Source organism: Streptomyces sp. NPDC034111 (assembly GCF_055575375.1).
This window is the reverse complement of the sequence record NZ_JBVIST010000027.1, coordinates 71,842-89,122: the sequence shown is the minus strand read 5'-3', so window position 1 is coordinate 89,122 and position 17,281 is coordinate 71,842. Positions and strand designations below refer to the sequence as shown.

The following is a 17,281-nucleotide window of genomic DNA, read 5'->3' as shown; positions in this document are numbered from 1 at the left end:
TCGCCGCCGGAGACGGGGGCGTCCAGGACGCGGATGCCCTTGTCGGCGGCGGCCTTGGCCAGGTCGATGGAGGTCTGCGGGGTGATGGAGGACATGTCGATCAGCAGGGCGCCGCGCTGGGCGTGGGCCAGGATGCCCTCGGGGCCGTAGGCGATGGCCTCGACGTGGGGGGAGGCGGGCACCATGGTGATGATGACGTCGGCGCCTTGGACGGCTTCGGCGATCGAGCCGGCCGCCTTGCCGCCTGCGGCGGCCAGACGCTGAAGCTTGTCGGTCTCCAGGGTGTAGCCGGTGACGGCGTAGCCGGCCTTGATCAGGTTCTCGGACATGGGCGAGCCCATGATGCCCAGACCGATCCAGGCGATCTTGGGAAGGTTGCTCATCAGTGCCTCTCTCAACTGCCGTGTGACGTCTCTCAACTGCGGGGTAGGGCGATGTCGATGGGTGGCGCTCAGTGGGCGGCGCGGGCCTGGGCGGGCAGCCAGTCGAAGGCCTCAGCGCTGGAGCGCTCACCGGGCTTGTACTCCAGCCCCACCCAGCCCTCATAACCAGCCTTGTGCAGGCGGGCGAGAAGGTCTTCGAGGGGCAGCGTTCCGGTGCCGGGGGCGCCGCGGCCCGGATTGTCGGCGATCTGCACATGCCCGGTCCGCTCCGCGTAGCGGTCGATGACCTGCGCCAGGTCCTCACCGTTCATGGACAGGTGGTAGAGGTCCATCAAAAAGCGGGCGTTGTCCAGCCCGGTCGCGGCATTGACCGCCTCCACCACCTCGACCGCCTTCGGCGCGCTCACCAGCGGACAGCGCGGCGACTCGGGCCGGTTGAGCGCCTCGATCAGCAGCGTGCCGTCGACCTCGGCGACCGCACGCGCAGCCAACGCCAGCATCTCCAGCGCCAGTTCATCCTGCACGGCAGCCTCCACCCCCTCGACGCGGTTGCCGTACAGGGCGTTGAAGGCCGTGCAGCCCAGCGACGCGCCGAAGGCGACCGCCACCGGCACATTCGCAGCAAACCGCGCCGACTCCTCACCCGGCACCGAGAGCGCACCCCGGTCCGGCCCCGGCAACTGCCCCGCATAGAAGTTCAGCCCCACCAGGCGCGTACCGGCATCGTCCAGCGCCGCCCGCAAAGCATCCAGCTCCGCCCGCTCCGGGGTGGGGGCATCCACCCACGGCCACCACAGCTCCACCGCCGTGAAACCCGCCGCCCGCGCGGCCGCCGGCCGCTCCAACAACGGAAGCTCGGTGAACAGCATCGACAGATTGACGTTGAAGCGCATGTCCGAGAAACCCATGAAACCGAGCACTCCTTCCGTATAGTGGATTCTTTTTTCTGTTCTACGGGGCGATATCAGCTCTTGAGGGCCTTGATCGCGGTGGGTGCGTGGCCCGGCTCGGTCGCGAGCTCTTCCCACTCGTTGACGCTGGCGATGTCGGAACCACTCATCGAGATGTTGGTGATCCGCTCGAGGACGGCTTCGACGACGACCGGGACGCGGTACTCGGCGGCCAGCTTCTTGGCCTGCTCGAAGGCCGCGCCCAGCTCGTTCGGGTCGGTGACCCGGATGGCCTTGCAGCCCAGCCCCTCGGCGACCTTGACGTGGTCCACGCCGTAGACGCCGAGCTCCGGCGAGTTGATGTTCTCGAACTCCAGGTTGACCTGGAAGTTGATGTCGAGGTTGCGCTGCGCCTGGCGGATCAGGCCCAAGTACGCGTTGTTCACCAGGACATGGACGTAGGGGATCCGGTGCTGGGCGCCGACCGCCAGCTCCTCGATCATGAACTGGAAGTCGTAGTCGCCGGAGAGGGCGACGACCGGCGTCTCGGGGTCGGCGGTGGCGACGCCCAACGCGGCCGGAATGGTCCAGCCGAGCGGACCGGCCTGACCGCAGTTGATCCAGTGGCGCGGCTTGTAGACGTGCAGCATCTGCGCGCCGGCGATCTGGGAGAGGCCGATGGTGGTGACGTAGCGGGTCTGCGGGCCGAAGGCCTTGTTCATCTCCTCGTAGACGCGCTGCGGTTTCATCGGGATGTTGTCGAAGTGCGTACGGCGCTGCAACTGGGCCTTGCGCTCCTGGGTGGCGGCGGCCCAGTCGCTGCGGTCGGGCAGCTTGCCCGCGGCCTTGAGCTCCTTGGCCACCTCGACGAACAGCTCCAGCGCGGCCTTGGCGTCCGAGGCGATGCCGAAGTCCGGGGCGAAGATCTTGCCGATCTGGGTCGGCTCGATGTCGACGTGGACGAACTTACGCCCCTGGGTGTAGACGTCCAGCTTGCCGGTGTGGCGGTTGGCCCAGCGGTTGCCGATGCCCAGGACGAAGTCGGACTCCAGGAAGTTCGCATTGCCGTAGCGGTGCGAGGTCTGGAGGCCGACCATCCCGGCGTTCAGCTCGTGGTCGTCGGCGATGATGCCCCAGCCCATCAGGGTGGGGACGACCGGAGTGCCGGTCAGTTCGGCGAACTCGACCAGCAGATCGGAGGCGTCGGCGTTGATGATGCCGCCGCCGGCGACGATCAGCGGACGCTCGGACTCCAGCAGGAACCGGAGCGCCTTCTCGATCTGGGCGCGGGTCGCGGTGGGCTTGAAGGCCGGCAGCGGCTCGTATGTCTCGGGGTCGAAGTCGATCTCGGTGAGCTGGACGTCGACGGGGAGGTCGATCAGGACCGGGCCGGGGCGTCCGGAGCGCATCAGATGGAAGGCCTGCTGGAAGACGCCGGGGACCTGGGCGGCCTCCATCACCGTGGTCGCGGCCTTGGTGACCGGCTTGGCGATCGAGGCGATGTCGACGGCCTGGAAGTCCTCCTTCTGGATCACCGCGGTCGGCGCCTGGCCGGTGATGCACAGGATCGGGATCGAGTCACCGATCGCGGAGTAGAGCCCGGTGATCATGTCCGTGCCGGCCGGTCCTGAGGTGCCGATGCAGACGCCGATGTTGCCCGGGTGGGTCCGGGTGTAGCCCTCGGCCATGTGCGACGCGCCCTCGACATGGCGAGCGAGCGTGTGGTCGATCCCGCCGGCGCCCTTGAGCGCCGCATAGAACGGGTTGATCGCGGCGCCGGGCACTCCGAAGGCGTGGGTGACGCCCTCACGCTTGAGGATCTCCACCGCGGCACGGGCGGCTGTCATTCGAGGCATCGAGTACTCCTGCATCGACCTGTCACGGGCAGCTCCAGCCAGGGGCCGGAGGCTCTATATTTTCCACATCGCGGAATCAATGTTTTGCTTTATGGAAGGAAAGTAAGGCTCGGCGTTCCACCCGTCAAGAGGTGCCTGGTGAGCGAGGCGCACGGACCGGCGTACGGGCATGCGGAAGCCGCGTACGGACGGCTGCCCGATACGCAGCGGGGGGCGACTGGGGAGGGCGCCCGTTCAGGCGCACAACAAACCGCCGCCGGTGCCCTCGACATCACCTTGATGTCGTGAGCACCGGCGGCGGTGCGGGGATTGACGGTGCGTCAGCGAATCGGCATCCCCGACAGGGTCCGGGCGATCACCAGCCGCTGGATCTCGCTCGTACCCTCAAAGATCGTGTAGATGGCGGCATCGCGGTGCATCCGCTCGACCGGGTATTCGCGGGTGAAGCCGTTGCCGCCGAGGATCTGTACGGCCTGCGCGGTGACCTTCTTGGCGACCTCGCTGGCGAAGAGCTTGGACATCGAGCCCTCGGCGGAGGTGAAGGGCTTGCCGGTGGTCGCCATCCAGGAGGCGCGCCAGACCAGCAGGCGGGCCGCGTCGACCTGGGTGCGCATATCGGCGAGCTGGAAGGCGACACCCTGGTTGTCGATGATCGGGCGGCCGAACTGTTCGCGGGTCCTGGCGTACTCCAGCGCCTCCTCATAGGCGGCGCGGGCGGTGCCGACGGCCATGGCGCCGACCGCCGGACGGGAGGCCTCGAAGGTGGCCATCGCGGCGTTCTTGACCCTCTCGCCGCCGGCCTTGACCTTCTCGCGGGCCCGGGCCAGGCGCTCGTCGAGCTTCTCCTTGCCGCCGAGCAGGCAGTGGCCGGGAATCCGTACGTCCTCCAGGACCACCTCGGCGGTGTGCGAGGCCCGGATGCCGTGCTTCTTGAACTTCTGCCCCTGGGCGAGGCCGGGGGTGTTCGGGGGGACGATGAAGGAGGCGTGGCCCTTGGAGCCCAGGTCGGGGTCGACGACCGCGACGACGACATGGACGTTGGCGATGCCGCCGTTGGTGGCCCAGGTCTTGGTGCCGTTGAGCACCCACTCGTCCTTGGCCTCGTCGTAGACCGCCCGGGTGCGCATCGAGGCGACGTCGGAGCCCGCGTCCGGCTCGGAGGAGCAGAAGGCGGCGACCTTGACGTCATTCACGTCGCCGTACATCTGCGGCACCCAGGTCCCGATCTGCTCCTCGGTGCCGTTGGCCATGACCCCTACGGCGGCCAGACCGGTACCGACGATGGACAGGGCGATACCCGCGTCGCCCCAGAACAGCTCCTCCATGGCCATCGGGATGCCGAGTCCGGTCGGGTCGAAGAACTGCTGGGCGTAGAAGTCGAGCGAATACAGGCCGATCTTCGCGGCTTCCTGGATCACCGGCCAGGGGGTCTCCTCGCGCTCGTCCCATTCGGCGGCGGCGGGCCGTATGACGTCAGCAGCGAAGCCGTGAACCCAGTCACGGACTTCCTTCTGCTCGTCATTGAGCTCCATGGTGAACTCGGCCATGTCCCCTCCAGTGATGCACAGTGATGCAGGCAGTACAGATGTTACTAGCGGTAACGTGCAGTGTGTTACTGGCCAGTAGGTGATGTCAACTCCCCTGGGGACGAATTCACGGCCAAGAACGGGTGTTACGTTGCGCCAGCGCCACGGATTCACAATGGGTGGGGAGCACGACCATGGAGAGCACACAGCACAGCGGCCGTCGACAATCGGCCACCGAGCGCAGACGACGGGAACTCCTGGAGGCCGCCGAGCGCATTGTGCTGCGCGACGGCCCGGACGCCTCGATGAACGCCATCGCCGCCGAGGCGGGCATCACCAAGCCGATCCTCTACCGGCACTTCGGTGACAAGGGCGGGCTGTACCGGGCGCTGGCCGTACGGCACACCGACGCCCTGCTGGCCAATCTGCGGACCGCGCTGGACGCACCGGTGCTGCGCCGGGACCGGGTCGAGGCCACCCTCGACGCCTACCTGCTCGCGATCGAGGCCCGCCCGCAGGTCTACCGCTTCCTGATGCACCCGTCGGAGGAGGACAACGCCTCGGAGTCCGGCTTCGACGTGGGACGGCACTCCGCCCCGCTGCTGCGGCGGCTCGGCGAGGAGCTGGCCAAGGTCATCACCGACCGGCTCGATCTGGGCCCGGGCGCCGACCTGACGGCACGGGTCTGGGGGCACGGCATCGTCGGCATGATGCACGGCGCCGGCGACTGGTGGCTGCGCGAACGCCCTTGCTCCCGCGAGCAGTTGGTGACGCAGCTGACCGATCTGCTGTGGGGCCAGCTGGCCGCGGTCAAGGACCGGGAGAACGGCCCCGGGTTCTAGCGGGCCTGGGCCTTAAGGGGTGGGCGAACGGATCCCGTAGGGGATGCGAGCGCCCCCTGTGGGGCCACAACGTGGTGGGGCGGGTGGGTATTCCCAGGGTCGTCACGTGACCGAGGGGGCGCTGTCCCCCAGGGCCCGCGCCCACGGGGCCCTGGCCGCCGCGCGCAGCGTCCGCCGGCGGCGCAGTCCGGTGAGCCGGTCCACGTACAGCCCGCCGTCGAGGTGGTCGCACTCGTGCTGGAGGCAGCGGGCGAAGAAGCCGGTGCCGGTCACCGTCCTCGGCTCGCCGGTGACGCTGAAGCCGGTGACCACGGCCTGGTCGTGGCGCGGGGTGCCGGCCTCGAGGCCGGGGAGTGAGAGACAGCCCTCGGGCCCGCGGATGACCGGTCCGTCGGTCTCGACGAGCCGGGGGTTGACCAGATGTCCCAGATGGCGCCGGTCCTCGTCGTCGGGGCAGTCGTAGACGAACACCCGGAGCGGGACGCCGATCTGGTTGGCGGCGAGGCCGACTCCGTGCGCGGCGTACATCGTGGCGTACATGTCCTCGATCAGCCGGGCCAGCCCGTCGTCGAAGGCGGTGACCTCTTGGCAGGGCCCGGTCAAGGCCGGATCGCCGAGCAGACGCAGCGGGCGGGGACGGCCGGAACTGCCGGGGATGGTGCGGGGACGCATGGGGCCAAGCGTACGGTCCGGTGCGCACGGGATGTCGCCGCACGGGTGGCGGGGTTCGGGCCCGAGGCAGGATCTCGATAGGCTGCTCCTCGACCGAAGCCTCCGGCCGGTCATCGGCTGCGGAGGGGGCGTTCCACCGGCAGCCTCACGACAGGCGGGCGCCGGATGCAAGGAGGATCAAGGACGATGGCAGGCAACACGGAGCCGCTGTCGCCGCGGGCCAAGCTGGCCGTGACGGCAGGCAAGGCCGCGGCGGCGGTATCGCGCGCGGCGGGCCGCGGCAGCGGATCGGTGATCGGTGGCCGGGTGGCGCTCAAGCTCGACCCCGACCTGCTGGCACGGCTGGCCGGGCACTTGGACGTCGTCCTGGTGTCGGCGACCAACGGCAAGACGACCACCACCCGGCTGATCGCCGAGGCGCTGCGGGCCAGCGGTCCGGTGGTCTCCAACGCGCTCGGCGCCAACATGCCGGCGGGTATCACCTCCGCGCTGGCCGGCGGCTCGGACGCCAAGTACGGCGTCATCGAGGTGGACGAGAAGTACCTCGCCGGTGTGGCCCGGGACGTGACGCCGAAGGCCATAGCGCTGCTGAACCTCTCGCGCGACCAGCTCGACCGCGCCGCCGAGACCCGCATGCTGGCGGAGAAGTGGCGCGAGGGCCTGGCCGGCTCCAAGGCGCTGATCGTGGCCAACGCGGACGACCCGCTGATCGTCTGGGCGGCCTCGTCGTCCGCGAACGTGGTGTGGGTCGCGGCCGGGCAGGAGTGGAAGGACGACGCCTGGTCGTGCCCCTCGTGCGGTGGTGTGATGCAGCGCCCCGGCGACGACTGGTTCTGCGCCGAGTGCGGTTTCCGCCGCCCCACGCCGAGCTGGGCGCTGTCCGGCGACCATGTCCTCGACCCGCACGGCAGCGCCTGGCCGATCAAGCTCCAGCTGCCGGGCCGCGCCAACAAGGCCAATGCCACCACCTCCGCCGCGGTCGCCGCCGCCTTCGGGGTGCCGCCGCAGGTGGCTCTGGAGCGGATGTTCTCGGTGCAGGCGGTGGCCGGGCGCTATGACGTGGTCACGTTCATGGAGCGGGAGCTGCGGCTGCTGCTGGCGAAGAACCCGGCCGGCTGGCTGGAGACCTTCTCGCTGATCGACCCGCCGCCCACCCCGGTGATCATGTCGGTGAATGCGCGCGGCGCGGACGGCACGGACACCTCCTGGCTGTGGGACGTCGACTACACCCGGCTGGCCGGGCACCCGATCTTCGTGCTCGGCGACCGCAAGCTGGATCTGGCGGTGCGGCTGGAGGTGGCGGGCCTCGACTTCCAGGTGTGCGAGAGCCTCGACGAGGCGGTGCAGCTGGCGCCGCCCGGCCGGATCGAGGTCATCGCCAACTACACCGCCTTCCAGGACCTGCGCCGGCGAGTAGGCAACTGACGTGATGCACGGACAAGGACGAGCGAGAATGAGCGACAACAGCCTGCGCCTGGTGTGGATCTACCCGGATCTGCTGAGCACGTACGGCGACCAGGGCAACGCCCTGGTGGTGGAGCGGCGGGCGCGTCAGCGCGGTCTGGACGTGCAGCGTCTGGACGTACGGTCCGACCAGCAGATCCCCACCTCCGGCGACATCTATCTGATCGGCGGCGGTGAGGACCGGCCGCAGCGGCTGGCCTCGGAGCGGCTGATCCGGGACGGCGGCCTGTCCCGCGCGGTCTCCAACGGCGCGATCGTCTTCTCGGTGTGCGCGGGCTACCAGATCCTCGGTCATGAGTTCATCAACGACCTGGGTGAGCGGCAGCAGGGCCTGGGGCTGCTGGACGTGGTGTCCACCCGTGGCGAGGGCGAGCGCTGCGTCGGTGACGTACTGGCCGATATCGACCCGCAGTTGGGCCTGCCGCCGCTGACCGGCTTCGAGAACCACCAGGGCGTGACGCATCTGGGCAAGACCGCCCGGCCGTTCGCCAAGGTGCGGTTCGGCAAGGGCAACGGCGTCGGTGACGGCTTCGAGGGCGCGTACAACGACACCGTCTTCGGCACGTACATGCACGGTCCGGTGATGGCCCGCAATCCGCACATCGCCGATCTGCTGATCAAGCTGGCGCTGGATGTCAATGCGCTGCCTCCGGTGGACGACCGCTGGTACGAGGCGCTGCGCCAGGAGCGGATCGCGGCGGCCACCCAGCCCGCGTAAGTCGTTTTCACCCTCTTTCTCTGCTTTTCGTACGCCCGCAGTCCCGCACTGCGGGCGTACGTATGCCCAGCGGCCCCGCGCTTGTAGGGTGAGCGGGATCCAACCGGACGACGGGGTCCGGGCCCCCGGTTGAGTTGCAGAGGGTTTTTCGAGCAATGCGTATTGGTGTACTCACCTCCGGCGGCGACTGCCCCGGTCTGAACGCCGTCATCCGCTCCGTCGTCCACCGCGCCACCGCCGATCACGGCGATGAGGTGATCGGCTTCCGCGATGGCTGGAAGGGCCTGCTGGAGGGCGACTACCGCAAGCTCGACCTCGACGCCGTCGGCGGCATCCTGGCGCGCGGCGGCACCATCCTCGGGTCGTCCCGGGTGCAGCCGGCCCATCTGCGCGACGGTGTCGAGCGGGCCCGCGGACACGTCACCGAGCTGGGCCTGGACGCGATCATCCCGATCGGCGGCGAGGGCACGCTGAAGGCGGCGCGGCTGCTGTCGGACGCCGGGCTGCCGATCGTCGGCGTACCGAAGACCATCGACAACGACATCGCGGTCACGGACGTGACCTTCGGTTTCGACACCGCGGTGGGCGTCGCCACCGAGGCGCTGGACCGGCTGAAGACCACCGCCGAATCCCATCAGCGGGTGATGATCGTCGAGGTGATGGGCCGGCACACCGGCTGGATCGCGCTGCACTCGGGCATGGCGGCCGGTGCGCACGCGATCGTGGTGCCGGAGCGGCCCTTCGACATCGACGAGCTCACCGCGCGGGTCTCCGCGCGCTTCGAGGCCGGCAAGAAGTTCGCGATCGTGGTGGTCGCCGAGGGCGCCAAGCCGCGCGAGGGCACCATGTCCTTCGACGTCGGCGGCAAGGACATGTACGGGCACGAGCGGTTCGCCGGCGTCGCCCGCCAGCTCTCCGTCGAGCTGGAGAACCGCCTCGGCAAGGAGGCCCGCCCGGTCATCCTCGGCCATGTCCAGCGCGGCGGTACCCCGACCGCGTACGACCGGGTGCTCGCCACCCGCTTCGGCTGGCACGCCGTCGAGGCCGCACACCGCGGGGAGTTCGGGATGATGACCGCGCTGCGCGGCACCGACATTACGCTGGTCCCGCTGGCCGAGGCCGTGGAGACCCTGAAGACGGTGCCCGCGGAGCGCTACGACGAGGCCGAGTGCGTGCTGTGAGCCGGCGGTAGTTCACCGCTCCACGAACCGCCCCCGGCCACCGCCATGGCCGGGGGCGGTTCTAGTCTTGTCGCCGGAGCATTGGTACGAATCAGGAGCGAGCGGATGGATCACAGCGGGCACGGCATGGACGGCATGAACATGGATCTGCCGCCGTTCACGCTCGCGCGGGGCCTGGAGTTCGGTGGTGATCCGGTCTTTCTCGTCGGCTGCCTGCTGGGTCTCGGGCTGTACGCCTGGGCGGTCGTCCGGCTGCGGCGGCGCGGCGACCAGTGGCCGATGGGCCGGGTCGTCGCCTGGGCGCTGGGAGTCGTGACGGTGGCGCTGGTGATGTGCACCGGGCTCAACGACTACGGCATGGCGATGTTCAGCGTGCACATGGTCCAGCACATGGTCATCAGCATGCTCTCGCCGATCCTGCTGCTGCTCGGCGCGCCGGTGACGCTGGCGCTGCGTGCGCTGCCGGCCGCCGGGCGCGGGCGCAAGGGGCCGCGCGAACTCCTGGTGGCGCTCCTGCACAGCCGTTACATGCGCATCATCACCCACCCCGCCTTCACCATCCCGCTCTTCATCGCGAGCCTCTACGCCCTCTACTTCTCCCCGCTGTTCGACTTCCTGATGGGGTCCCGTGCCGGGCACATCGGGATGATGGTGCACTTCCTCGCGGTCGGCCTGGTCTTCTTCTGGCCGATCATGGGCGTCGACCCGGGGCCGCACCGGCCGGGCTATGTGATGCGGATGCTGGAGCTGTTCGCGGGCATGCCGTTCCATGCGTTCTTCGGCATCGCGCTGATGATGGCCTCGGAGCCGATGGTCGGCACCTTCGTGAACCCGCCGGCCTCGCTCGGCATCGAGGCGCTCGCCGACCAGCAGGCGGCCGGCGGTATCGCCTGGGCGTTCAGCGAGATCCCGTCCGTGGTCGTGCTGATCGCGCTGGTCTACCAGTGGTACAAGTCCGAGGCGCGTCAGTCGCAGCGCGCGGACCGGGCCGCCGACCGCAACGGCGACAAGGACCTTGCCGACTACAACGCCTATCTCGCCTCGCTCAACGCACGGGGGCAGTGACGGCGGTCGACGTCTGGCGGTACGGGCCGTGGCCGGGGACGATGGTCCCATGGCCGCGGCCCGTGGTGTTGGCGCGCGGCCGGCGCAGGAGGAGGTTGCGGGTATGCCTGGATCTGCGAGGACGATGGCCGTGCTGACGGTGAGCGGGCTGGTGGTGGCCACCGCCTACACCGTCGCGATGGGCGCCGATGGCTGGCTCTGGCTCTCCTGGGTGGTGCTGGCGCTGGTGACGATCGGCATCTGGGCGGCGCGCCCGGTCTGACCCGCGGGCGGGAGCGCGGCGGGCACGGTCGGGCGGGAGCGCGGGCGCGCCGATGCGGCGGTGGATGTCCTCAGAAGCGGAAGACCGGGCCCGTGGCGGAGTCCATCACGCAGAGGTTGGGGAACTCCTTGCGCCAGTTCACCTGCCCGCCCCGCCAGGTGCCGGTGGCGCTGACGGTCACCGGGTTGTACTGCTTGGTGCAGGTGTGTGGATCGCCGGGCAGCGCGTCCAGATCGCCGCGCGCCCAGGTCAGCGCGTCACAGGCGGCGAGCGCATGCGGATGTCTGCCATGGGTGTCCGGGCAGCTGAGCCGTACACCACGGACCCAGGTGTCGCGGTCCCCGGACACCGTCAGCAGCAGGCCCTGATCGCTGGTGGGCGGCGGCTGCGGGTCGGTGACGGCCGGCGGCTGGGGCTCGGCGGCGCCTGCCGGGGCGGGGCAGAGCGTACCGGCCAGCGCCACGGACACGGTGGCGAGTACCGCGCCGGGCACGGCGGCACGGGTGAATCGGCGTCGACGGCTGTCGGGCATCGATGTCTCCTGGGAGCGCTGGGTGGCTCCAGGCCACCTCGCATCTCCCCCGCGCACAAGCGGCCACGCCGCACTGTCGCCCGTTCGGGCCGGGTACATACGTGCCCCAGGCGGGCAGTTCCCGGCACATGGAACAGGGTGGCCGGCGACGGAGGAGGCGGCTCCGTCGCCGGCCACCGGACCGGAGCTAACCCACGCGCTCGATGCGGGCGCGGCGGATCAGGAACTTGCCCTCTTCACGTACCTCCTCGAAGGCGGCGTTGTTGAGCAGCACACAGCTGCCGGAGGCCGAGGTCACGGACACGGTTGTCGACTTGTTGTTGTCCAGGTTGGTCACCTTCAGTTTGGTGCCGGTGGGGAACTGGTCGCTGGAGGCGGCCGGTGCTCCGCCTTCGCCGGAGAGGGTCACCGTCGAGCCGGGGCAGACGACATCGCCGTCGGCGGCGGGCGGGGCCCCCGAGGCGGAGGCGTCGCCGGAGCCTGGCGGCTGCTCGGCGGCGGGCGGGGCGCCGGCACCGGAGGCCGGCGGCTCGTTTCCCGCCGGCGGAGCACTGGCGGCCTGACCGCCGCCGGCTCCCTCACTACAGCCGGCGGCCCGCTGCTTGACCTGGATCTCCTTGATCACGGCCTGTCGGTTGGCGATCCGCGCCGCCGACTGCGCGTCCGGATGGGCCTGTTGATCGGCGATGAACTTCTGGTTGTTGCTCAGGGCGGTGGCCAGTCCGTCGCACGCCACCGATGCCTGGCTGGTGCCCGTCGTGACGATCGCGATGCCGCCGACCAGCGCCGCGGCGCTGACCCCGACAATGATCTTCTGCCGACGGGTCACTCTTCTCTTGCGGGACATGTATGGCTCCTGTCCTTCGGCCTGAGAACCCTGGGTGCAGGCTCGGTCGCTGGGCAGTACGGTGCGCCAATGCCGCCTTGTTCAGGGGGAGTTCAAAGTTGTCCGCAGATGCCAAAGGGAGCGTGCCGAGGGGTCCGGGAGTTCCGCGTGTGCCGTCGGCGAACCGTAATCGGGTCGCGAGGGGCGCCGCCCGCCCGTACTTTGATCACTATGAGTGAGTGGATAGGGGGGTACCGACGATGAGTGCCCGGCTGCGTGGAATGGCGCAGGAGACGGAACGGATCGTGGCGGCGGGGACGTACCGTGCGCCCGGTGGACGGCTGGTGGAGATCGGCGGGGCGGTCGAACGGGCGCGGGCCGGGACCCGGATGTACGGGCCGGAGCCGGTGCCCCTCGATGCCCCGGCCACTGCCGGTGCGACGGTGTTCGAGGTGACGGGGGAAGGGAGTCTCACGGCGGGGCGGCGGCTGGCCGAGGCCGGTGGCGGACCGACGGCCGTGCTGAACTTCGCCTCGGCGCGGAATCCCGGCGGCGGCTACCTCAACGGCGCGCAGGCGCAGGAGGAGGCGCTGTGCCGGGGGTCGGCGCTCTACAGCTGTGTGCGCGAGGTGCCGGAGTTCTATGCGGCCCACCGGGCCGATCCCAGCCCGTTCTACAGCGACCGGGTGATCCTCTCCCCCGGTGTGCCGGTGTTCCGTGACGACCGGGGTGTGCTGCTCGACGTCCCGTACGAGGCGGGCTTCTTGACGGCCGCGGCGCCCAATGCGGGGGTGATCGCACGACAGCGTCCGGCCGAGGCGGGACGGGTGCCGGCGGCGCTGACCGCGCGGGCCGAGCGGGTGCTGGAGGTCGCGGCGGTGAGCGGGCACCGTCAGGTGGTGCTCGGCGCCTGGGGCTGCGGAGTGTTCCGTAATGAACCGTCCGATGTGGCACGGGCGTTCGCCACCGCCCTGCTGGACGGGGGCCGGTGCGCGGGCTGGTTCGACCGTGTGGTGTTCGCCGTGCTGGACCGCCGGGAGGACTCCCCGACCAGGGCGGCCTTCACCGAGGTGTTCTGCTGAGAAGACGGCGGGGCGGCCGGGATCCCGAGGGATTCCGGCCGCCCCTGTTCCTGTTGGTGCCCGGTGTTACCGCACGGACGGGAGGTCGGCGGCGGCCTTGGCGGTGGCCTTGGCCGTCGACTTCGCCGGCTGCGGCGTGGCGTGCGGAGCGCACGTCACGTCCTTGGCGTCGATCTTGCCGTCGACGAAGTACGCGTCGACCCGGTCGTTGATGCAGGGGTTGACCTGGCCGGTGACACCGTGCGAACCGGCGTCCCGCTCGGTGATCAGGCGGGAGCCCTGGAAGCGCTTGTGCAGCTCGACGGCGCCGCCGTACGGAGTCGCGGCGTCACGGGTGCTCTGCACGATCAGCACGCTCGGCAGGCCCTTGCCGGTCTTGACCTCGACCGGTCGCTGCTGCTTGACCGGCCAGGTGGCGCAGGGCAGGTTCATCCAGGCGTTGGACCAGGTCATGAACGGCGCACGCTGGTGGATGCGGGTGTTGTCACGGTCCCACTTCTGCCAGCTGGTGGGCCACTTGGTGTCGGTGCACTCGACGGCCGTGTAGACCGCGTTGCCGTTCTCCGAGGCGATGTTGCCGGCGGTGTCCTTGAGGTTCGGTCCGGCGTTCTCCACCAGCGGCTTGCTGTCCCCGGAGCGGTACGCGCTCCAGACCTCGGCGACGGTGGTCCACATCGAGTCGTAGTAGGGCGCGTTCTGGAAGAAGCCGGTCAGCTCGGCGGGGCCGACGACGCCGCCGATGGGGTTCTTCTTGGCGGTCGCCCGCAGCTGCTCCCAGGCCGCCTGGACCTTCTTGGTGGTGTCACCGATGTGGTACGTGGCGTCGTTCTTGGCGACCCACTTCTTCCAGTCGCCCCAGCGGGTCTCGAAGGCGATGTCCTGGTCGAGGTTGGCCTGGTACCAGATCTTCTCCCGGGACGGGTCGACGACGCTGTCGACGAGCATCCGGCGGACATGGTTCGGGAAGAGCGTTCCGTAGACGGCGCCCAGGTAGGTGCCGTAGGAGACGCCCAGGTAGTTGAGCTTCTTCTCACCGAGCGCGGCGCGGATGACGTCGAGGTCGCGGGCGGTGTTCGCGGTGGTCATGTACGGCAGGAGGGCGCCGCTGCGCTCGGCGCAGCCGTTCGCGTACTCCTTGGCGAGCTTGCGCTGGGCACGCTTGTCGGCCTCGCTGTCCGGCACCGGGTCGGCCTTGGGGGCCTTGACGAACTCCTGCGGGTCCATGCAGGAGATGGGCGCCGAGTGGCCCACGCCGCGGGGGTCGAACCCCACGAAGTCGTACGCCTTGGCGGTCTTGGCCCACAGCGGGTTCTTGTTGGTGATGCGGGTCGGGAACCGCATGCCCGAACCGCCGGGACCACCGGGGTTGTAGAGCAGGGCGCCCTGGCGCTCCTGCTTGCTGCCGGTGCTGACCGCCCGGTCGACGGCGATCTTGATGGTACGGCCGTTGGGCCGGGCGTAGTCGACCGGGACGGTGACGTAGCCGCACTGGACGGGCGGCTTGAGGCCCCAGTCCGCGGGGCAGTTCTGCCAGTCGATGCCCTTCTTGGCCGCGCGTGCGGCGGCGGTCTGGACACCGCGCGCTTCGGCCTTTCCGCTCTTCGGGTGCTCGCCCGCGCTGGCGGGCGTGGCGGCTATCGCTCCGGTGAGGAGCGCGCCGGTCACCAGGGTGCCGGCGGCGCCGAGCGCTGTTTTTCTTCTCACGTGGTTGTTTCCCCCTGCTTGGGCGCCACTTGTGGCGGCGGTGATCACAGGCCTACGGGGGGATCCTGTCGTCTGTCGTCCCCTCCTGAACAGGTTTGACCGGCAATTCTTTACCAAGCTGTAGGTTTTGGGGCGTTGGGGTTGCGGGTGGGGAACGGCCGGACATCGCGGTGGAACCTCCTTCTTTCAGCCAAACCGAGCGATCGGCGGCCGCAGGTGTTGCGCCGGGTCGCGCCGATGCTGCGGGACTCTCAACGCGGGGCGGCCAAACGGCAGTTGACGAGCAACGCAGCCGTTCAGCGCGACGTCGTGGCGCGGGCCGGCAGAGGGTGGCCCGAGGGGGCGCGACGCCGCCCCGTTGGCTTCCCGAGCACCATCGAGGGGCGAGAACACGTCAATTGCCGTGGACCTGCCCAGGAGGCATGTGCCAGTCGCACACCTTCAGTAACCTTCCGTGAAGGCTCTCCCACGCGCTGCCACAGGGGAGGGCTTCGGCGTTTTCACGCCCCGTCCAAGCCGCCGCGAAGGAGTACCGAAGTGCCGGGTATCGATCAGGTGTTGTCCCAAGCCATGGGGATCCCGGGCGTGTTGGGCGCCGGACTGATCGACTGGACCAGCGGCCTCACGCTCGGCACCGCAGGACAGGCACCGCACGGCGACCATGACGCGACCGCCGCGGACACCGCCGATGTCGTCCAGGCGGTGGCCCGCAACGCCACCTTCGACACCACGGGCGCCGGCGGCCCCGCGCTGGAGGACCTGATCATCACGGCTGCCGACAGCTACCACCTGATCCGTTTCGTGCACACCGCCTTCGACAGCCAGACCTACCTCTACCTGTGGCTGGACCGTACGCAGGCGAATCTCGCCGTGGCCCGGCTGCGGCTGCGCGAGCTGGCCGCGGAGCTGGTCGCACCCTGACCGCCACGGCTCCGCCACCTCGCACCAACGGTTAGGGAACCGCCATGGGCCTGCCCATATCTCCTCCCCCGCCCTCCCCGGCGGGACTGCTCGACCGGCTCGCCGCCGAGCGCGTCACCGGCGCCCTGCGCGGCCCGCACGGCTGTATCTACCTTCTCGACGGCGCGGTGACCTGCGTCGAGGGTGCTGCCGCACCCGGGCTCGACATACGGCTCAGCGCGGCCGGAAAGATACCGCCGCAGGGCTGGCGGTGCGCCGTCGAAACCGCGGGGCCGCAGCGGCGGGGCGGCCAGTTCCTGGTCAGCGAGGGCTGGCTGACCCAGGGCGAGTTGGAGGTCTGCCATCTCGCGGCGCTGCTCGACGCCGCCTTCTTCACCCTGCCGCTGCCGCCCGAGGCCACCTCCTTCACCCCCGGGACCGGGCACTGGCTGGGCGTGGTGCGCCCGATCAGCGCCGCCGCCCTCCAGCAGGCGACGGCCCGCCGCCGCGCACTGCTGGACCGGCTGCGCCCCTGGGCGGCGGTCGACACCTCCCCCGTCATCCCCGTCCCCGCGGGCGACGAGGCCCCTACCACGGGCCGGCAACGCCGGCTGCTGGCCCACGCCGACGGACGGCACACCCCGTACGAACTCGCCCGGGTACTGGGCCAGTCCGCGTTCCTGACGCTGCTCGACGTCCGCCGGCTGGCCGCGGCCGGTCTGGTCCGTATGCCGGCAGCGGCGGGCGGGCTCCCCCGGCGGCGGCCCGGCGCCAGTCTGGACGGCGACCCCCCGCCCGCCGCCGAAGGGCGCCGTCCCCCGACCTGGCACCTACCGGTACCGGGACTGCTCGATACCGCCGACCCGGACATCGCCCTCCTCATCCGCCTGCGTACGGCTCTGGAGGAAAACCTGTGAACCCTTGCGTGCGAACACCGTGCACGGCATGAGGCGCGCCATCAGAAGGCGCATGGCAAAAAGGAGACTGATGACGATCGAACCCCGGATACGGGATGAATTACATGCGCTGCGCGATCAGATACGGCAGTTCCAGGGCGGGATGGTGGCGAGCGTGGACGGCATGGTGATCGCCCACGATCTGCCGGATATCGAACCGGACGGTCTGGCCGCCCTCACCGCGGCGGCCATCGGGGTCGCCAAGCGCCTCACCGAGGCGACCGGGCAGGGCGCCTTCGAGGAATCCCTGACCCGCGGCACCCACGGCTATATCGCGGCGTACTCGGCCGGCCGCCGGGCGGTCCTCACGGCCGTGACCGGCCCCGATACCAATGTGGGGCGGCTCCATCTCCAGGCCAGGCGGGCGGCCGAGCGCATCGGCGCGCTCGTCGACGCACCCCCGCGCCAGTAATTCAGCGTCC

18 protein-coding genes are annotated in these 17,281 nt (G+C 70.0%); 10 read left to right on the top strand and 8 right to left on the bottom strand.

All coding sequences use genetic code 11. The features are described 5' to 3' along the window. From ACZ55A_RS35290 to ACZ55A_RS35275, 4 genes are all read right to left on the bottom strand, one after another. Positions 1 to 383: NAD(P)-binding domain-containing protein (locus ACZ55A_RS35290; RefSeq protein WP_468848947.1), on the bottom strand; the 383-nt coding region annotated here is incomplete at its 3' end. A gap of 68 nt (positions 384 to 451) precedes the next feature. Next, positions 452 to 1,291, bottom strand: a complete 840-nt coding sequence (locus tag ACZ55A_RS35285; RefSeq protein ID WP_468848945.1) for a TIM barrel protein — start codon at positions 1,289 to 1,291, stop codon at positions 452 to 454. 56 nt (positions 1,292 to 1,347) lie between these two features. Beyond that, positions 1,348 to 3,129: a glyoxylate carboligase gene (gcl, locus tag ACZ55A_RS35280; RefSeq protein WP_468848944.1), complete on the bottom strand. Its 1,782-nt coding sequence runs from the start codon at positions 3,127 to 3,129 to the stop codon at positions 1,348 to 1,350. 320 nt (positions 3,130 to 3,449) lie between these two features. Then, positions 3,450 to 4,676 (bottom strand): acyl-CoA dehydrogenase family protein, encoded by a 1,227-nt coding sequence (locus ACZ55A_RS35275; protein ID WP_468848943.1) that lies wholly within the window; start codon positions 4,674 to 4,676, stop codon positions 3,450 to 3,452. A gap of 173 nt (positions 4,677 to 4,849) precedes the next feature. Here ACZ55A_RS35275 and ACZ55A_RS35270 point away from each other — a divergent pair, with 173 nt between their 5' ends. Further along, entirely contained in the window at positions 4,850 to 5,497 is a 648-nt protein-coding gene (locus tag ACZ55A_RS35270; RefSeq protein WP_468848941.1) for a TetR/AcrR family transcriptional regulator, read from the top strand. Positions 5,498 to 5,599: 102 nt separating this feature from the next. Here the strand turns inward: ACZ55A_RS35270 and def are convergent, their stop codons facing one another. After that, on the bottom strand, positions 5,600 to 6,169 hold the full coding sequence (gene def / locus ACZ55A_RS35265) for a peptide deformylase (RefSeq protein ID WP_468848939.1): 570 nt from the start codon (positions 6,167 to 6,169) through the stop codon (positions 5,600 to 5,602). Positions 6,170 to 6,355: 186 nt separating this feature from the next. On the opposite strand from def, the gene ACZ55A_RS35260 reads away from it, so the two are divergent. From ACZ55A_RS35260 to ACZ55A_RS35240, 5 genes are all read left to right on the top strand, one after another. Then, a complete protein-coding gene (locus tag ACZ55A_RS35260) occupies positions 6,356 to 7,594 on the top strand; it encodes a MurT ligase domain-containing protein (RefSeq protein ID WP_468848937.1) in 1,239 nt (412 codons plus the stop codon). Positions 7,595 to 7,622: 28 nt separating this feature from the next. Next, a complete protein-coding gene (locus tag ACZ55A_RS35255; protein WP_468848936.1) occupies positions 7,623 to 8,351 on the top strand; it encodes a type 1 glutamine amidotransferase in 729 nt (242 codons plus the stop codon). A gap of 155 nt (positions 8,352 to 8,506) precedes the next feature. Then, positions 8,507 to 9,532 (top strand): 6-phosphofructokinase, encoded by a 1,026-nt coding sequence (locus ACZ55A_RS35250; RefSeq protein ID WP_468848934.1) that lies wholly within the window; start codon positions 8,507 to 8,509, stop codon positions 9,530 to 9,532. 105 nt (positions 9,533 to 9,637) lie between these two features. Beyond that, the gene (locus tag ACZ55A_RS35245) at positions 9,638 to 10,597 is read left to right on the top strand and encodes a cytochrome c oxidase assembly protein (RefSeq protein ID WP_468848932.1); all 960 of its coding nucleotides are present in this window, start codon (positions 9,638 to 9,640) and stop codon (positions 10,595 to 10,597) included. Positions 10,598 to 10,700: 103 nt separating this feature from the next. Further along, positions 10,701 to 10,859: a hypothetical protein gene (locus ACZ55A_RS35240; protein WP_468848930.1), complete on the top strand. Its 159-nt coding sequence runs from the start codon at positions 10,701 to 10,703 to the stop codon at positions 10,857 to 10,859. A 70-nt stretch (positions 10,860 to 10,929) separates the two neighbouring features. On the opposite strand, the gene ACZ55A_RS35235 is transcribed toward ACZ55A_RS35240, so the two are convergent. Both ACZ55A_RS35235 and ACZ55A_RS35230 read right to left on the bottom strand, forming a co-directional pair. Then, entirely contained in the window at positions 10,930 to 11,391 is a 462-nt protein-coding gene (locus ACZ55A_RS35235) for an SSI family serine proteinase inhibitor (protein ID WP_468848928.1), read from the bottom strand. A gap of 187 nt (positions 11,392 to 11,578) precedes the next feature. Continuing rightward, entirely contained in the window at positions 11,579 to 12,238 is a 660-nt protein-coding gene (locus ACZ55A_RS35230) for a hypothetical protein (protein ID WP_468848927.1), read from the bottom strand. 239 nt (positions 12,239 to 12,477) lie between these two features. On the opposite strand from ACZ55A_RS35230, the gene ACZ55A_RS35225 reads away from it, so the two are divergent. Further along, on the top strand, positions 12,478 to 13,299 hold the full coding sequence (locus ACZ55A_RS35225; RefSeq protein WP_468848925.1) for a TIGR02452 family protein: 822 nt from the start codon (positions 12,478 to 12,480) through the stop codon (positions 13,297 to 13,299). A 66-nt stretch (positions 13,300 to 13,365) separates the two neighbouring features. Here the strand turns inward: ACZ55A_RS35225 and ACZ55A_RS35220 are convergent, their stop codons facing one another. Then, complete coding sequence (locus ACZ55A_RS35220; RefSeq protein ID WP_468848924.1) at positions 13,366 to 15,003, bottom strand: alpha/beta hydrolase; 1,638 nt, start codon at positions 15,001 to 15,003, stop codon at positions 13,366 to 13,368. A 537-nt stretch (positions 15,004 to 15,540) separates the two neighbouring features. Here ACZ55A_RS35220 and ACZ55A_RS35215 point away from each other — a divergent pair. The 3 genes from ACZ55A_RS35215 (at position 15,541) to ACZ55A_RS35205 (ending at position 17,271) form a co-directional block, all read left to right on the top strand. Then, positions 15,541 to 15,924, top strand: a complete 384-nt coding sequence (locus ACZ55A_RS35215) for a hypothetical protein (protein WP_468848923.1) — start codon at positions 15,541 to 15,543, stop codon at positions 15,922 to 15,924. 44 nt (positions 15,925 to 15,968) lie between these two features. Continuing rightward, complete coding sequence (locus ACZ55A_RS35210) at positions 15,969 to 16,820, top strand: hypothetical protein (RefSeq protein WP_468848921.1); 852 nt, start codon at positions 15,969 to 15,971, stop codon at positions 16,818 to 16,820. Between the two features lie 70 nt (positions 16,821 to 16,890). Continuing rightward, positions 16,891 to 17,271: a roadblock/LC7 domain-containing protein gene (locus tag ACZ55A_RS35205; RefSeq protein WP_468848920.1), complete on the top strand. Its 381-nt coding sequence runs from the start codon at positions 16,891 to 16,893 to the stop codon at positions 17,269 to 17,271. Positions 17,272 to 17,281: the final 10 nt, after the last annotated feature.

What these genes read in the sequence shown, in the direction of transcription:
- ACZ55A_RS35230 (WP_468848927.1), bottom strand. Translation starts at nt 12,238, where the DNA reads ATGTCCCGCAAGAGAAGAGTGACCCGTCGGCAGAAGATCATTGTCGGG.
- def (WP_468848939.1), bottom strand. Translation starts at nt 6,169, where the DNA reads ATGCGTCCCCGCACCATCCCCGGCAGTTCCGGCCGTCCCCGCCCGCTG.
- ACZ55A_RS35210 (WP_468848921.1), top strand. Translation starts at nt 15,969, where the DNA reads ATGGGCCTGCCCATATCTCCTCCCCCGCCCTCCCCGGCGGGACTGCTC.
- ACZ55A_RS35225 (WP_468848925.1), top strand. Translation starts at nt 12,478, where the DNA reads ATGAGTGCCCGGCTGCGTGGAATGGCGCAGGAGACGGAACGGATCGTG.
- ACZ55A_RS35285 (WP_468848945.1), bottom strand. Translation starts at nt 1,291, where the DNA reads ATGGGTTTCTCGGACATGCGCTTCAACGTCAATCTGTCGATGCTGTTC.
- ACZ55A_RS35255 (WP_468848936.1), top strand. Translation starts at nt 7,623, where the DNA reads ATGAGCGACAACAGCCTGCGCCTGGTGTGGATCTACCCGGATCTGCTG.
- ACZ55A_RS35270 (WP_468848941.1), top strand. Translation starts at nt 4,850, where the DNA reads ATGGAGAGCACACAGCACAGCGGCCGTCGACAATCGGCCACCGAGCGC.
- gcl (WP_468848944.1), bottom strand. Translation starts at nt 3,129, where the DNA reads ATGCCTCGAATGACAGCCGCCCGTGCCGCGGTGGAGATCCTCAAGCGT.
- ACZ55A_RS35275 (WP_468848943.1), bottom strand. Translation starts at nt 4,676, where the DNA reads ATGGCCGAGTTCACCATGGAGCTCAATGACGAGCAGAAGGAAGTCCGT.
- ACZ55A_RS35205 (WP_468848920.1), top strand. Translation starts at nt 16,891, where the DNA reads ATGACGATCGAACCCCGGATACGGGATGAATTACATGCGCTGCGCGAT.
- ACZ55A_RS35245 (WP_468848932.1), top strand. Translation starts at nt 9,638, where the DNA reads ATGGATCACAGCGGGCACGGCATGGACGGCATGAACATGGATCTGCCG.
- ACZ55A_RS35250 (WP_468848934.1), top strand. Translation starts at nt 8,507, where the DNA reads ATGCGTATTGGTGTACTCACCTCCGGCGGCGACTGCCCCGGTCTGAAC.
- ACZ55A_RS35235 (WP_468848928.1), bottom strand. Translation starts at nt 11,391, where the DNA reads ATGCCCGACAGCCGTCGACGCCGATTCACCCGTGCCGCCGTGCCCGGC.
- ACZ55A_RS35260 (WP_468848937.1), top strand. Translation starts at nt 6,356, where the DNA reads ATGGCAGGCAACACGGAGCCGCTGTCGCCGCGGGCCAAGCTGGCCGTG.
- ACZ55A_RS35240 (WP_468848930.1), top strand. Translation starts at nt 10,701, where the DNA reads ATGCCTGGATCTGCGAGGACGATGGCCGTGCTGACGGTGAGCGGGCTG.